This window comes from Thauera linaloolentis 47Lol = DSM 12138 (assembly GCF_000310205.1).
In the GTDB taxonomy this organism is placed as follows: domain Bacteria; phylum Pseudomonadota; class Gammaproteobacteria; order Burkholderiales; family Rhodocyclaceae; genus Thauera; species Thauera linaloolentis.
Genome location: NZ_AMXE01000088.1, coordinates 1 through 14,157 on the forward strand (window position 1 = coordinate 1; position 14,157 = coordinate 14,157).

Consider the following 14,157-nt stretch of genomic DNA (forward strand, 5'->3'; position numbering starts at 1 on the left):
GAGAGGCGGGGCCGCTCGAGCCCCGCCTCTCCCGCCCGGTGACGAACGGATTCAACGGAAACGCACCATGAGTTATGAACTAACGATTGAACCGATCGGCCAGACCCTCGAGGTCGAAGAAGGGCAGAGCATCCTGGACGCGGCCCTGCGCGCCGGGATCTGGCTGCCCCATGCCTGCTGCCATGGCCTGTGCGCGACCTGCAAGGTGCAGGTGATCGAGGGTGAGATCGACCACGGCGAGGCGTCGAGCTTCGCGCTGATGGATTTCGAGCGCGAGGAAGGCAAGGCGCTGGCCTGCTGTGCGCGGCTGGAGTCGGACGTGACGATCGAAGCCGAGATCGAGGAGGAGCCGGACGCGGAATCCATCCCGGTGCGGGATTTTCCCGGCACCGTGACGCGGATCGAAGCGCTGACGCCGACGATCAAGGCCGTCTTCATCGAGACCGACCTGCCGCTGCATTTCCAGGCCGGGCAGTACGTCAATTTCTTTCTTGAAGGCGGCGAATACAGCCGGGCGTTCTCGCTCGCGAACCCGCCTGCGGGGGGGCGCGAGGTGGAACTCAACATCCGCATCGTGCCGGGCGGCCGCGGCACGACCTGGGTCCACGAGCAGCTCCGGGTCGGCGAGCGCGTGCGCCTGTCCGGCCCCTATGGGCGCTTCTTCGTGCGCAAGTCGGTGCCCGGGGCGCTGCTGTTCATGGCCGGCGGCTCGGGGTTGTCGAGCCCGCGCTCGATGATCCTCGACCTGCTCGCGGCCGGCGACACGCGGCCGATGACGCTGGTGTACGGCCAACGCAGCCGCGGCGAACTGTACTACCACGACGACTTCCTCGCGCTCGCCGCGCGCCACCCCAACTTCAGCTACGTGCCGGCGCTGTCGGACGAGCCGGCCGACTCCGGCTGGGCGGGGTTCCACGGCTTCGTCCATGAAGCCGCCGCGGCGCACTTCGGTGGCGACTTCCGCGGCCACAAGGCCTACCTGTGCGGGCCGCCGCTGATGATCGACGCCTGCATCACGGCGCTGATGCAGGGGCGCCTGTTCGAGCGCGACATCTACATGGAGAAGTTCTTCTCCGCGGCGGACGTCCAGCAGGTCCGCAGTCCGCTGTTCCGGAAGATCTGATCGGGCGCTATAAAATAAATTTCAGTGAAATATCGATATTTTTATGAAATCATGACGATCAGTGCGGGGCGTCCTGCATAGCGCTTTTCTCGATCAGCTCAAAGAACAAGACCCGCCGGCCGAAAGGGCCGGCCCCGGGGCCGTGCCGCGGCCCCGGACAGGAGGAGACAATGAATCACATTGCCGACGGGCGTCTGCGCCCGGGGCTGTCGGCGGCTGCCTGCGCGTTGCTGCTGGCCGCCTGCCAGGCCCAGCCGGATCTGGCCGCGGTGCGCGCCCAGGCGGAGCGTCCGCTGCAGCGCTACCACGCCGTCCAGACCCTGAATGCCAATCAGCGCGTCGTCATCGCCGGCACCCAGGCCGGGGCGCTTCTGGTGTCGTCCGATGCCGGTCAGAGCTGGCGGCGCACGGCGGCGGCCGGCGCGTCGCTGATCGACTCGGCGCAATGCCCCGACGGCAGCTTCATCGCGCTGGATTTCTACCGTCGCGTCTGGCCGGTCGGCGCAGACGGCGAGGCCCTTGCGCCCGCGGCATTCGACGAGCCGCAGGTGCCGCTGTCCATCGCCTGCGATCCCAAGGGGGGCTGGTGGGTTGCCGGCACGCATGCCGGCATCGCGCACTCGGCCGACCGCGGCAGGACCTGGACCCACCTCGATCTCGGCGAGGACGCCCAGATCACCGCGCTGCAGTTCGTCGATGAGGCATACGCGATCGCGGTCGGCGAGTTCGGCCTCGTCGCCGCCAGCACCGACGGCGGTGCGAGCTGGACCCGCCTCGAACCGATTCCGAACGACTTCTACCCGTACGCGGCGCTGTTCCTGTCGCGTGAAGAGGGCTGGGTCAGCGGCATCGCCGGCCAGATCCTGCACACCGCCGATGGCGGGCGGAGCTGGGAGCGGCAGGCCAACGACGCGCAGGCGCCGTTGTACCGCCTGTTCCTGCACGAGGGCGTGCCGCATGGCGTCGGCGCCGGCGGCGTGGTGGCCCGGCTCGAAGGCGGCGCCTGGCGTCCCGTCCCGTATCCGGACCCCTTGCCCGTCGCCTTCGGCGCCGGCGCCTCGCTGCCCGGGCAGTCCGCGCTCGCCGCCGGCAGCCCGGGGGGCCTGGTGCGCGTGATCGGCACCCGGGCCAACTGAGGAGGGCACGACCTTGGTCAGCAAACTGCGCCACTCCATCACCCACCGGCTGCACATCGCCGAGGCATGGATCTTCGCCAACCCGAAGATCGTCCTTGCGCTGATCCTGCTCGGTACCCTGCTGTTCAGCCTGGCCCTGCCCAGGCTGAGGGTGTTCACCGACTTTTCCGACCTGCTGCCGCAGAATCACTCCTACATCCAGACCTACAACCGCCTGAAGGAAAACTTCGGCGGCGCCAACATGGTCGTGATGGCGGTCGAGGTCGAGCAGGGCACGATCTTCAACGACCGCACGCTGCGCCTGATCCACGAGGCCACCCAGGGCGTGGACAGCCTGCCGGGCGTCAACCACAACCTGGTCTCGAGCCTCACGCACCGGACCGCGCGCAAGATTTTCCTCGACGAGCAGGGCGGCTTCGCCTCCGAGTCCTACTACGATCCGCAGAAGCCCGACCGTACCGTGGCCGAGCTCGAACAGCTGAAGAAGGACGTCATCGCCAACCCGACGATGTACGGCCTGCTCGTCTCGCCCGACCTGAAGGCGGCGCTGGTCAAGGCCCAGCTCAACGAGGGCGGCATCGACTATCCGGCCACCTTCGCGGCGCTGCAGCAGGTGCGCGAGGACCTGGCCACGCCCGGCCACCGCATCCACGTCACCGGCAATCCGGTGCTGACCGGCTGGGTGTACACCTATCTCGGGCAGATCATCGAGATCATGGTGTTCACGCTGTTGCTGCTCGCGCTGCTGCTGATCGTGTACTTCCGCCGCCTGTACGGCATCGCGCTGCCGATGCTGGGCATCGCGCTGTCGACGATCTGGGGCCTGGGCTTCATGGCGCTGATGGGCATCAACCTCGAGCCGCTGTCGCTGCCGATTCCCTTCCTGATCGCGGCGCGCGCCACCTCGCACGGCGTGCAGCTGGTGGCGCGCTACTACGAGGAACTGGCGATCGTGAAGAACGGGCAGCAGGCGGCGCGCAACGCGCTCGACGCCCTGTTCCGCCCCGGCTCGCTGGCGATCATCGTCGACGCCGTGGGGCTGGCGGTGCTGGTGCTCGGCGCGGCGCCGTTCAACCACAAGCTCGGGATCGCCGCCGGCTTCTGGGGCATCTCGGTGATCTTCACCGTGCATTTCATGGTTCCGCTGGCGCTGTCGGTGCTGCCCGCGCCGCGCAGGACCGACAACACCAATGCCTTCATGCCGGCGATCCTGGGCGGCGCGATGGCCAAGACCGGCGGCACCGACGGCGGCGCCCGCTCCATCCTGGCGCTGACGCTGATCGGCGCGCTCGGCGGCCTGTATCTGCTCGGCCAGATCAAGATGGGCGACACCGAGCCGGGCTCGCCGCTGCTGCATCGCCATCACGACTACAACGTGTCCACCACGGCGATCAACGAGCGCTTTCCGGGCTCGGAAGAACTGCACGTGCTCGCACGCACCGACGAGCCGGGCGGCATCAAGCGCCCGGAGGTCATGGCGGCCATCGAGCGCTTCCAGGCGCACATGATGTCCGACCCCGCGCTGGGCGGCACCAAGGCGCTGCCAGGCGTGCTGCGGGTGGTGAACAAGCTGACTCACAACGACGATCCGCGCTGGATGCAGCTGCCCGACAGCGCCGACGAGATCGGCGGCCTGATGTTCGCCTACATGGCCTCCAGCCCGATCCCCGGCGCGCTGAAGGAGTTCGTCAACGCGCGGGAGGACGAGGCCAACATCGTCTTCTACTACAAGGACCACCAGGCCGACACCATCGACCGCGTCGTCGCGCTGGCCGAGGAGGGCGCCCGCCGCATCGAGGCCGAAGTGCCCGGGCTGTACATCGAGCTCGGCGGCGGGATCATCGGCGTCACCGCCGCGGCCAACCAGGCGCTGCACACCGACCACCTGATCATCATCCCGGCGGTGATGCTCTTCGCCTTCCTGATCGTGTCGGTCTATTACAGCTCGCTCCACGCGGGCTGGCTGATGGTGCTGCCGATGCTGTTCGCCACGCTGATGACCTACGCCTACATGGGCGCGATCGGCATCGGCATCAGCGTCAACACCGTGCCGGTGATCGCCGTCGGCGTTGGCGTCGGCATCGACTACGCGGTGTATTTCATGGACCGCATCCGCGAGGAATACGCCGTGCTCGGCGACATGAAGCAGGCAGTGGTCAAGGCCGTCGCCACCACCGGCTCGGCGGTGTCCTTCACCGCCGCCACGCTGATCGCCGGGGTGGTGCTGTGGATCTTCATGTCCGACCTGAAGTTCCAGTCCGATGCCGCCCTGCTGCTGGTCTACATGCTCGTCGTCAATGCCATCGCGGCGGTGCTGATCGTGCCGAGCTGGTGCGTGGTGTTCAAGCCGAAGTTCGTGACCGCAGCGCATTACGACGAGGACGGCGTGCTCGAGGTGTGAGGCCGGCAAGGGTTCAAGGCGCGGCCGCCGTCCCGGCCGCGCCTGACAGAGGACCGGGGGGAGTGCCCGGAAAACGACAAGAAGCCAGGAGACATGAGATGAGGAAGACACGAGTGCGCCGCCTGCCGGCGCTGAGGTTCGCCGCTTGCGCGGCGGGCTGCGCGCTGGCCGTGCCCGCCGCGGCGCAGCAACTGCCCGAGCTCGGGAGTTCGACGACGCCCTGGGAGGTGGATGTCTATTACGACAACCATACCGCCTTCCGCGGCAAGGACCATACCGGCGAGCGGGTCGGCCTGTCCAAGTTCCGCAACACGCTGCAGGTGGAGGCGCAGAAAGAACTCGGCGACGACTGGGCCTTCCGCGGCATCCTGCGCGGCACCTGGGATGGCGTCTACCGTATGAACAAGGGCCAGTACGGCGAATCCGCGGGCGGGCCGATCATGCTGCAATCGACCACGCCGGGCGGCTACATCGAGACGCCGCACGGCGCCGGGCCGATCAACAAGGAGTCGGTCAATGACCTCGGCCTGACCGGCAACGCGTTCGTCAGCGGCGCGGGCTACGCCAACAGCCCCAATGAGGGCCTGCGCGTGCTGGGCGACCGCCTGCACGACACCGCCGGCGGCGTGGCCTTCGGCGTGCCGGTGCGGCCCTGCGACAAGGACGGGCGCGGCTGCCGCGACTTCGGCGGCTATGGCGACAAGAAACTGTCCGAGCTCGAGGCGCCGGAGTTCAACGACCGCCTGGACTTCATCCGCGAAGCCTACGTGCGCAAGAACTTCGCGCTCGACAGCGGCTCCGATCTGTTCCTCAAGATCGGCAAGCAGCAGGTGGTGTGGGGGCGCACCGATCTGTTCCGCGTGCTCGACGTCATCAATCCGGTCGACTATTCGCGCAACAACATCTACGACGAACTCCAGGACATCCGCATCCCGATGTGGATCGCGCAGGCCGAATGGCGCATGGGGCCGTCGGAGTTGATGCAGGACCACAACTTCCAGATCGTGTGGAACTTCGACAAGTTCCGCCCGAACAACCTGGGGCAGTGCGGCTCGCCCAACGCCATCCTGGACGCCGGCTGCTTCTTCCGCGGCATGGCCAACCTGTGGGACAACGGCGGCACGGTCGCCAACTTCGCCAACGTGGCGCCGGGCACCCTGCTCGCGACCAACTTCGGCCCCGGCCAGATCGGTCTGCGCGACGTTCACCTGCCCGACTGGAGCCTGGGCAACACCCAGATCGGTGCCAAGTTCGAGGGCATCACCCAGGGCGGCCTGGCGTTCTCGCTCAACGCCCTGTACTACCGCTCGCAACTGCCTTCGCTGCGCGGCGCCAAGCGCACCACCAACGGCTTCACCGGCGAATACAGCGAGAACAACCCCTACCTGATCTCGTTCGACATGCATTTCCCGCGCGTCAAGCTGCTGGGCGGCTCGCTCGACTTCCAGTCCGAGGCGCTGGGCGCGGCCTTCCGCTTCGAGGGGGCGATGAGCTGGGGCGAAGAGTTCGCCAACACCGCGCGGCCCGGGCTGTATTCCAAGAACCGCGTGTGGCGCAGCGTGATCGGCGTCGACCGTCCGACCTTCATTCCCTTCCTCAACCCGCACCGCACCACGCTGATCTCGGCGCAGTTGTTCTGGCAGCACATCTTCGACCACGAGTACTACTCGACTGGCGCGAAGGCTGGCCAGAACTACCTCGGCGCGGTGGGCATGCCCGACTGGAAGGACAACGTCATCGGCACGCTGCTGGTCAAGTCTTTCATGATGAACGACCGCCTCAGCCCCGAGCTGATCATCGCACGCGACTTCAAGGCCAGGGCCACCACCCTCGCGCCGGCGGTGGAGTGGAGCGTCACCGACAACCTGAAGCTCAGCTTCGGCGGCAACTTCAAGGTTGGCACCGGCGCGCGCCGCTTCGACGACTGCCGCGCCTGCAATCCCTGGATGCCCTTCACCGCGCCCGACGGCGACCCCGATCCGATGACGCCGTATTCGCGCGGCCTGGCCGGCTTCGAGCCGCTCGGCCGCTTCCGCGCCGGCCCGATCGGCTCGGCGATGTACGAGGACGAGGTGTATTTCAAGCTGAAGTACCAGTTCTGACCCGAGGAGACATCCCCATGAACAAAACCACCATCGCCGCCGCCCTGCTCGGCCTGTCCCTGGCCGCCCAGGCGGCAACCGAGGCCGAGCTGAAGGCCAGCTTCGACCCCTACCAGAGCGGCTTTCCGAGCCATCCCGGGCTGAGCGCGGGCACCGTGATCAACCAGGCCAACGTCGACCAGTTCAAGGAAGTCGTGCCGGGCGGCGTCTACCGGCTGCTCAAGGACGGCCTGTTCGAGATCAAGGTCGGCCCGACCACGCAGTTCGAACTCTCCGGCGCCTACGTCGAAGCCACGCGGCGGAACCTGGGCAAGGCGAAGCTCGGCACCAACAACGGCGACCTGGAAGGCTTCGAAGGCGGCCGGCCGTTCGTCGAGGAGCCGGACATCCAGGATCCGCGCGCCGGCGAGAAGCTGGCCTGGAACTACAAGTACGGCGTCAACTGGGGCGACGGCGCCAACATCACGCCCTTCTACTGGAAGTACCGCAACATGGCGACCGGCCAGTTGGAACGCACGATCCAGTTCAGCTTCCACTTCCTCAACTTCAAGCACCGCGTCAAGGATGATCCGGTGCCCGAGGTGACGCCCAACCCGTCGAACCTGTTCCGCGGCATCTACGTCAAGGTCGACGCGCCGCAGGACCTGAAGAACACGCAGCTGCTGATCCAGCGCTACGACGACGACCAGAAGATCGACGACGCCTACCTGTACCTCGGCTTCCAGCGCCGCGTACGGCGGCTGGCGACCGGCCAGACCACCGACGCCTTCCTCGGTTCGGACCTGATGATCGAGGACTTCGAGGGCTACAACGGTCGCATCTCCGACATGAAGTGGACCTACAAGGGCACGAAGAACGTGATCCTGCCGATGTGGAACCACAACGAGCTCGCGCTCAGCGACGAGTTCAAGGATGCGGACGGCTTCAAGTACGTCGGCTTCGGCGGGCAGGGCGAGTGCTTCCACCAGGGCACCTGGCAGTTGCGCAAGGTCTATGTGCTCGAAGCCGAGCCGGTCAATGGCGCCCACCCTGTCAGCAAGCGGGTGTTCTACATGGATGCGCAGCTCGGCAACCTGAACGGCGCCAACGAGATCTACGATCGCAAGGGCGAGCTGTGGAAGGTGTTCATGGTCGGCAAGTCGCACGCCGACCACCACCTGCCCATCAACAAGGGTTCGGGCATCGGCATCGACGACGCGTTCTCGATGATCGACGTGCAGGGCAAGCACTGCACCACCGGCCACTTCAAGGGCCAGGTCGATCCGAAGCAGAACCCGCCGCGGATGTTCCAGGCGCAGTACATGCGCGGCGGCGACTGAGCGCCCCGCCGGCCAACCCAGATTCGCAAAACAGGCCCGGCGGGCGCATTCCCGCCCGGGCACATTCAGGAGGAGTGACAAGATGGCTATGACAGGCGTGCTGCGACCGGGGCATATCTCGCTTCGCGTCCTCGATCTCGAGGAAGGCATCAATTTCTACAGGAACGTCCTCGGCCTGGTCGAAACCGGGCGCGACGACCAGGGCCGGGTCTATTTCAAGACCTGGGACGAACGCGAGCACAACAGCGTGATGATCCGCCAGGCCGATTCGGCGGGCATCGATTTCTTCGCCTTCAAGGTGGCGGACACGGCCACGCTCGACAGGCTCGATGCCGACCTCAATGCGTTCGGCGTCCGCACCGAGCGCATTCCGGCCGGCGAGATGCTCGCCACCGGCGAACGCGTCCGCTTCGAAGTCCCCTCCGGCCATCTGATCGAGCTCTATGCCGAGAAGAGCGACATCGGCAACGGCCAGGCCTACGTCAACCCGGCGCCCTGGGTGCCGGACGCCGAGCGCGGCATCGCGCCCACGCGCATGGACCACTGCCTGCTGTACGGCCCGGACATCGAGAAAGTGCAGGAAATCTTCGAGAAGGTGCTGGGCTTCTATCTCGTCGAGCACGTGGTGATGGAGGACGGCAGCACGAACCTCGGCATCTGGCTGTCGTGCTCGACCAAGGCGCACGACATCGCCTTCGTCCGCCATCCGGAGCCGGGCAAGCTGCACCACATCTCGTTCAAGCTCGACAGTTGGGAGAAGGTGCTGCGCGCGGCCGACATCATGTCGATGAACCGCGTCTCCATCGACATCGGCCCCACCCGCCACGGCGTCACGCGCGGGACGACGATCTACGCCTTCGACCCCTCGGGCAACCGCTTCGAGACCTTCTGCGGCGGCTACGACACCTACCCGGACTACCAGGCGGTGAAATGGACCTGGGACGAGGTCGGCACCGGCATCTTCTACCACGACCGCAAGCTCAACGAGCGCTTCCTGTCGGTCGTGTCCTAGGCGCCGGCCGGCGTCAGCGCATGCTGCGGTTGGTGAAGAAATCGGCCGGCATGCGCTTGACGGCATCCAGCGTGCGCAGGATGTGCTCGGTCAGGATCGAGGTGGCGCGTGTCGCGTCGCGCGCCATCGTCGCCTCGAACAAGGCCTGGTGCTCGGCGTGGATGTCGCGGGCGATGGGCTGGCGGAACAGGCTGATGCGGCGGTAGCGCTCGGACTGCTGGTAGAGGATGTGCTGGAAGTGACGGATCCAGCGCGAGCCGGAGGCGGCAATGAGGGCTTCATGGAAGGCGCGGTTGCGGATCTCCCATTCCTGGGTGGTGCCGACGTCATGGTCGGCGAGGCGCTGCTCGGCGCGCGAGAGGCGGTGGAAGGCGGCGACGACGCCGGCTTCCCAGTCCTCGCCGCCACAGGCGATCGACTGGCGCAGCGCTTCGGTCTCGAGCAGCACGCGCGTGCGCGTGATGTCCTCGAAGTCGGCGATGGAGATCGGCGCGACGCGAAAGCCGCGCTGCCCCTGGGCGACGACCAGCGCATCGGTCACCAGCAGCAGCAGGGCCTCGCGCAGCGTGCCGGCGCCGACGTCGTAGCGCTCCTTGAGATGCTCGACGCGCAGCTTTTCGCCCGGCGCATGCACGCCCTCGATGATGTCGCGGCGCAGGCGCTGGTAGGCACCCTCGACCAGGGTCTTGGGTTCTTCGTGGAAGTCCGCGCCGTGGGTGAGGGCGACCTGGGTCGGGGTGGCTTGGGGCAGGGCGGTTTCGCTCATGGTGGCGCGGGATCCGAAGGGCTGGCTGATACGCATTCTAGCTGACGGCAGGCATTACGGCAGATCATTAAAATCTCGAGAAAATATATTGACATCGAGAAAATGATGATCTAATTTCATGCAGGTCATGCACCCTGCGGGGTGCGCAACAGGAGTCGGAACAATGGAGCTTGCCGTCACGCAGCACACGATCAGCTGGGAGGCCGCCCACGCCGCCGTCGAGGCCGCGGTGCGGGAGGCGGCCCGGCTCGGGGTGCGCATCAACGTCGCCGTCGCCGATGCCGCGGGCAGCCTGGTCGCCTTCCTGCGCATGCCCGGCGCCTTCCCGCAGTCGATCTCCATCGCCATCGACAAGGCCTATACGGCCGGCGGCTTCGGCTTCCCGACCGGCGACTGGATGAAGGCGTGCGGCGACAACGAGGGCATGAAGCGCGGCTTCTCCGCTCAGCCCCGGCTGATCGTCTTCGGCGGCGGGCTGCCGATCCGCAGCGGGGGCGTATTGCTTGGCGGCATCGGCGTGTCCGGTGCCTCGGAAGAACAGGATGGCATCTGTGCGCGGGCGGGCCTGCGCGCGATCGGTGCCGACGATAGCGAAGCGTGAGGGACGCAACCCATGAAACAGATCCACAACTTCATCAATGGCGAGTTCGTCGCCACGGCCAAGGCCTTCGACAAGTTCTCGCCGCTGGACGGCACGCTGATCGCCAGGGTGCACGAAGCGGGCAAGGCCGAGGTCGATGCCGCCGTCGCCGCGGCGCGTGCCGCGCTGTCGGGGCCGTGGGGCGGCATGACCGTGGCCGCGCGCGTCGACCTGCTCAACGCGGTGGCCGACGGCATCAACCGGCGCTTCGATGATTTCCTGGCGGCCGAATGCGCCGACACCGGCAAGCCGCGCAGCCTCGCCAGCCACATCGACATTCCGCGCGGCGCGGCCAACTTCAACATCTTCGCGGACGTCATCAAGAGCGTGCCGACCGAGTTCTTCGAGATGGCGACGCCCGACGGCCGCGGCGCGCTGAACTATGCCGTGCGCCGCCCGGTGGGCGTGGTCGGCGTGATCTGCCCGTGGAACCTGCCGCTGCTGCTGATGACCTGGAAGGTCGGCCCCGCGCTGGCCTGCGGCAACGCCGTGGTGGTCAAGCCTTCCGAGGAAACCCCGCAGACCGCGGCGCTGCTGGGCGAGGTCATGAATGAGGTCGGCATGCCCAAGGGCGTGTACAACGTGGTGCATGGCTTCGGCCCGGGCTCGGCGGGCGAGTTCGTCACCACGCACCCCGGGGTCGATGCGATCACCTTCACCGGCGAGACGCGCACCGGCGCGGCGATCATGAAGGCCGCGGCGGACGGCGCGCGGCCGGTGTCGCTGGAGATGGGCGGCAAGAACCCGGCGATCGTGTTCGCCGACTGCGACTTCGATGCCGCCATCGAAGGCACGATGCGCTCGGTGTTCGCCAACTGCGGCCAGGTCTGCCTGGGCACCGAGCGCGTCTATGTCGAGCGCCCGATCTTCGAGCGCTTCGTCGAAGCGCTGAAGAAGGGCGCCGAAGGGCTCCGCCTCGGCCGCCCCGAGGACCCCGCCACCGGCCTCGGCCCGCTGATCTCGCAGGAGCACAGGCGCAAGGTGCTGTCGTACTACGACAAGGCGAAGGCGCTGGGCGCCACCGTCGTCACCGGCGGCGGCGTGCCGCAGATGCCCGGCGAGCTCGCCGGCGGCGCCTGGGTGCAGCCCACGATCTGGACCGGGCTGGGCGACGACTCGCCGATCGCGCGCGAGGAAATCTTCGGCCCGTGCACGCTGATCCAGCCTTTCGACGCCGAGGACGAGGTGATCCGCCGCGCCAACGATACCGACTACGGCCTCGCCTGCTCGGTATGGACCCGCGACCTGGCGCGCGCCCATCGCGTCGCCGGCCGGATCGAAGCCGGCCTGGTGTGGGTGAACTCCTGGTTTCTGCGTGACCTGCGCACCCCCTTCGGCGGCGCCAAGCAGTCGGGCATCGGCCGCGAAGGCGGGGTGCATTCGCTCGAGTTCTACACCGAACTCAAGAACATCTGCATCAAGCTGTGAGGACACCAGGCATGGACCAGAACACCATCGATCAGCTCGGCGACGAACTCCACCAGGCGCTGGTCAAGCGCGAGGTGCTGGCGCCGCTCACCGAGCGCCATCCCGGCATCACCATCGAGGACGCCTATCGCGTGCAGCAGCGCATGATCGCGCGCCGCCTCGAAGCCGGCGAGCGCATCGTCGGCAAGAAGATCGGCGTCACCAGCAAGGCGGTGATGAACATGCTCGGCGTGTTCCAGCCCGACTTCGGCATGCTCACCGACGCCATGCTCTACAACGAAGGCGAGGCCATCCCCGCCAGCACGCTGATCCAGCCCAAGGCCGAAGGCGAGATCGCCTTCGTGCTGAAGAAGGATCTCCAGGGGCCGGGCGTGACCGCGGCTGACGTGCTGGCGGCGACCGAAGGCGTGATGACCTGCTTCGAGATCGTCGATTCGCGCATCCGCGATTGGAAGATCAAGATCCAGGACACCGTCGCCGACAACGCCTCCTGCGGCGTGTTCGTGCTCGGCGACAGCCTGGTGGACCCGCGCCGGGTCGATCTGAACACCTGCGGCATGGTGCTGGAGAAGAACGGCGAGATCGTCGCCACCGGCGCGGGCGCCGCGGCGCTGGGCGCGCCGGCGAATGCGGTGGCCTGGCTGGCGAACACGCTCGGCGCGCTCGGCATCGCGCTGAAGGCCGGCGAAGTCGTGCTGTCGGGCTCGCTCGCGATCATGGTGCCGGTGACGGCCGGCGACAACCTGCGCGTCAGCATTGGCGGCATCGGCGGCTGCTCGGTGCGTTTCACCTGATGGCGTTTTCCGGCGCGCGGCGGGACATGTCCCGTCCTGTCTCCCTCTCGTCCCGCCGCGGCGCCCGTTTTTCCATTTTTCAGGAGAACTTCCGATGGATCTCGAACTATCCGGCAAGCGCGCGCTGGTGACCGGCTCGACCGCCGGCATCGGCCATGCCATTGCCCGCCGGCTGGCGGCCGAAGGCGCCGAAGTGGTCGTCAATGGCCGCGACGCCGGCCGTGTCGAGGCGGCATGCGCCCGCCTGCGCGCGGAACTGCCGCAGGCCCGCGTCCATGGCGTCGCCGCCGACGTGGCGAGCGCCGCCGGCGTGGCGGCCCTGATCGCCGCGTGCGGCGAAGCCGACATCGTCGTCAACAACTTCGGCATTTTCGAGCCATGTCCCTTCGAGGACATCGGCGATGCCGACTGGCTGCGCTTCTTCGATGCCAACGTGATGAGCGGCGTGCGCCTCGCGCGCCATTTCCTGCCGCGCATGAAGGCGCGCGGCTGGGGCCGGATCGTGTTCATCTCGAGCGAATCCGGGCTGAATCCGCCGGGTGACATGGTGCATTACGGCATGAGCAAATCCGCCCAGCTGTCCGTGTCGCGCGGCATCGCCGAAACCTGCAGCGGCACCGGCGTGACGGTCAATGCCGTGCTGCCCGGCCCGACCCGCACCGAAGGCGTCATCGAATTCTTCGGCAAGCTGGCGGCGGAGCAGGGCGTGGCGGTGGAAACCGTCGAGCGCGAATTCTTCAACCGCGACCGTCCGAGTTCGCTGCTGCGCCGTTTCATCGAACCGGCCGAAGTGGCCAACCTGGTGGCCTATGTCTGCAGCCCGCTGTCGTCGGCCACCAACGGCGCCGCGCTGCGCGTCGACGGCGGCGTGGTGCGCAGCATCGGCTGACCGACCGAAATCAAACCTCGATGAGGAACCGACCCATGAACAAGATCAAATGCGCGCTGATCGGCCCTGGCAACATCGGCACCGATCTGCTGTACAAACTCAAGCGCAGCGCGGTGCTGGAACCGGTATGGATGGTGGGCATCGACGCCGCCTCCGAAGGCCTGGCGCGCGCGCGCGAACTGGGCCTCAAGACCACGTCGGACGGCGTCGACGGCCTGCTGGCGCACGTGCGGGCCGACGGCGTGCAGATCGCCTTCGACGCCACCAGCGCCTACGTCCATGCCGAGAACAGCCGCAAGCTCAACGCACTCGGCGTGCTGATGATCGACCTCACGCCCGCGGCCATCGGCCCCTTCTGCGTGCCGCCGGTCAATCTCGTCGAACACGTGGGCCGCGGCGAAATGAACGTCAACATGGTCACCTGCGGCGGCCAGGCCACGATCCCGATGGTCGCGGCCGTGTCGCGCGTACAACCGGTCGCCTACGGCGAGATCGTCGCCACCGTGTCGAGCAAGTCCGCCGGCCCGGGCACACGCAAGAACATCGA

At 67.3% G+C, this 14,157-nt stretch carries 12 protein-coding genes; 11 read left to right on the forward strand and 1 reads right to left on the reverse strand.

Annotated elements, in window-relative coordinates:
* Positions 1 to 67: 67 nt before the first annotated feature.
* The 6 genes from C666_RS16240 to C666_RS16265 all read left to right on the forward strand — a co-directional run bounded on the left by C666_RS16240 (position 68) and on the right by C666_RS16265 (position 9,093).
* On the forward strand, positions 68 to 1,123 hold the full coding sequence (locus C666_RS16240) for an NADH:ubiquinone reductase (Na(+)-transporting) subunit F (RefSeq protein WP_004343588.1): 1,056 nt from the start codon (positions 68 to 70) through the stop codon (positions 1,121 to 1,123).
* A 170-nt stretch (positions 1,124 to 1,293) separates the two neighbouring features.
* Entirely contained in the window at positions 1,294 to 2,259 is a 966-nt protein-coding gene (locus tag C666_RS16245; RefSeq protein WP_004343590.1) for a WD40/YVTN/BNR-like repeat-containing protein, read from the forward strand.
* Positions 2,260 to 2,272: 13 nt separating this feature from the next.
* Entirely contained in the window at positions 2,273 to 4,660 is a 2,388-nt protein-coding gene (locus C666_RS16250; RefSeq protein WP_004343592.1) for an efflux RND transporter permease subunit, read from the forward strand.
* A gap of 98 nt (positions 4,661 to 4,758) precedes the next feature.
* Positions 4,759 to 6,762 (forward strand): DUF1302 family protein, encoded by a 2,004-nt coding sequence (locus C666_RS16255; RefSeq protein WP_038001009.1) that lies wholly within the window; start codon positions 4,759 to 4,761, stop codon positions 6,760 to 6,762.
* Positions 6,763 to 6,779: 17 nt separating this feature from the next.
* The gene (locus tag C666_RS16260; RefSeq protein ID WP_004343594.1) at positions 6,780 to 8,081 is read left to right on the forward strand and encodes a DUF1329 domain-containing protein; all 1,302 of its coding nucleotides are present in this window, start codon (positions 6,780 to 6,782) and stop codon (positions 8,079 to 8,081) included.
* A gap of 82 nt (positions 8,082 to 8,163) precedes the next feature.
* Positions 8,164 to 9,093, forward strand: a complete 930-nt coding sequence (locus C666_RS16265) for a catechol 2,3-dioxygenase (protein ID WP_004343595.1) — start codon at positions 8,164 to 8,166, stop codon at positions 9,091 to 9,093.
* Between the two features lie 13 nt (positions 9,094 to 9,106).
* Here the strand turns inward: C666_RS16265 and C666_RS16270 are convergent, their stop codons facing one another.
* A complete protein-coding gene (locus C666_RS16270; RefSeq protein ID WP_004343597.1) occupies positions 9,107 to 9,859 on the reverse strand; it encodes an FCD domain-containing protein in 753 nt (250 codons plus the stop codon).
* A 163-nt stretch (positions 9,860 to 10,022) separates the two neighbouring features.
* Between C666_RS16270 and C666_RS16275 the strand changes: the two genes are divergently transcribed.
* The 5 genes from C666_RS16275 to C666_RS16295 form a co-directional block, all read left to right on the forward strand.
* Positions 10,023 to 10,460, forward strand: a complete 438-nt coding sequence (locus C666_RS16275) for a GlcG/HbpS family heme-binding protein (protein WP_004343598.1) — start codon at positions 10,023 to 10,025, stop codon at positions 10,458 to 10,460.
* A gap of 12 nt (positions 10,461 to 10,472) precedes the next feature.
* On the forward strand, positions 10,473 to 11,927 hold the full coding sequence (locus C666_RS16280) for a 2-hydroxymuconic semialdehyde dehydrogenase (RefSeq protein WP_004343599.1): 1,455 nt from the start codon (positions 10,473 to 10,475) through the stop codon (positions 11,925 to 11,927).
* 11 nt (positions 11,928 to 11,938) lie between these two features.
* Positions 11,939 to 12,721: a 2-oxopent-4-enoate hydratase gene (gene dmpE / locus C666_RS16285; protein ID WP_004343602.1), complete on the forward strand. Its 783-nt coding sequence runs from the start codon at positions 11,939 to 11,941 to the stop codon at positions 12,719 to 12,721.
* Positions 12,722 to 12,815: 94 nt separating this feature from the next.
* Positions 12,816 to 13,610 carry an SDR family NAD(P)-dependent oxidoreductase gene (locus C666_RS16290; protein WP_004343604.1) on the forward strand — a complete coding sequence of 265 codons (795 nt, stop codon included), beginning with the start codon at positions 12,816 to 12,818 and terminating at the stop codon, positions 13,608 to 13,610.
* A 35-nt stretch (positions 13,611 to 13,645) separates the two neighbouring features.
* The coding region (locus C666_RS16295) for an acetylating acetaldehyde dehydrogenase (protein ID WP_004343605.1) at positions 13,646 to 14,157 on the forward strand (512 nt) is incomplete at its 3' end.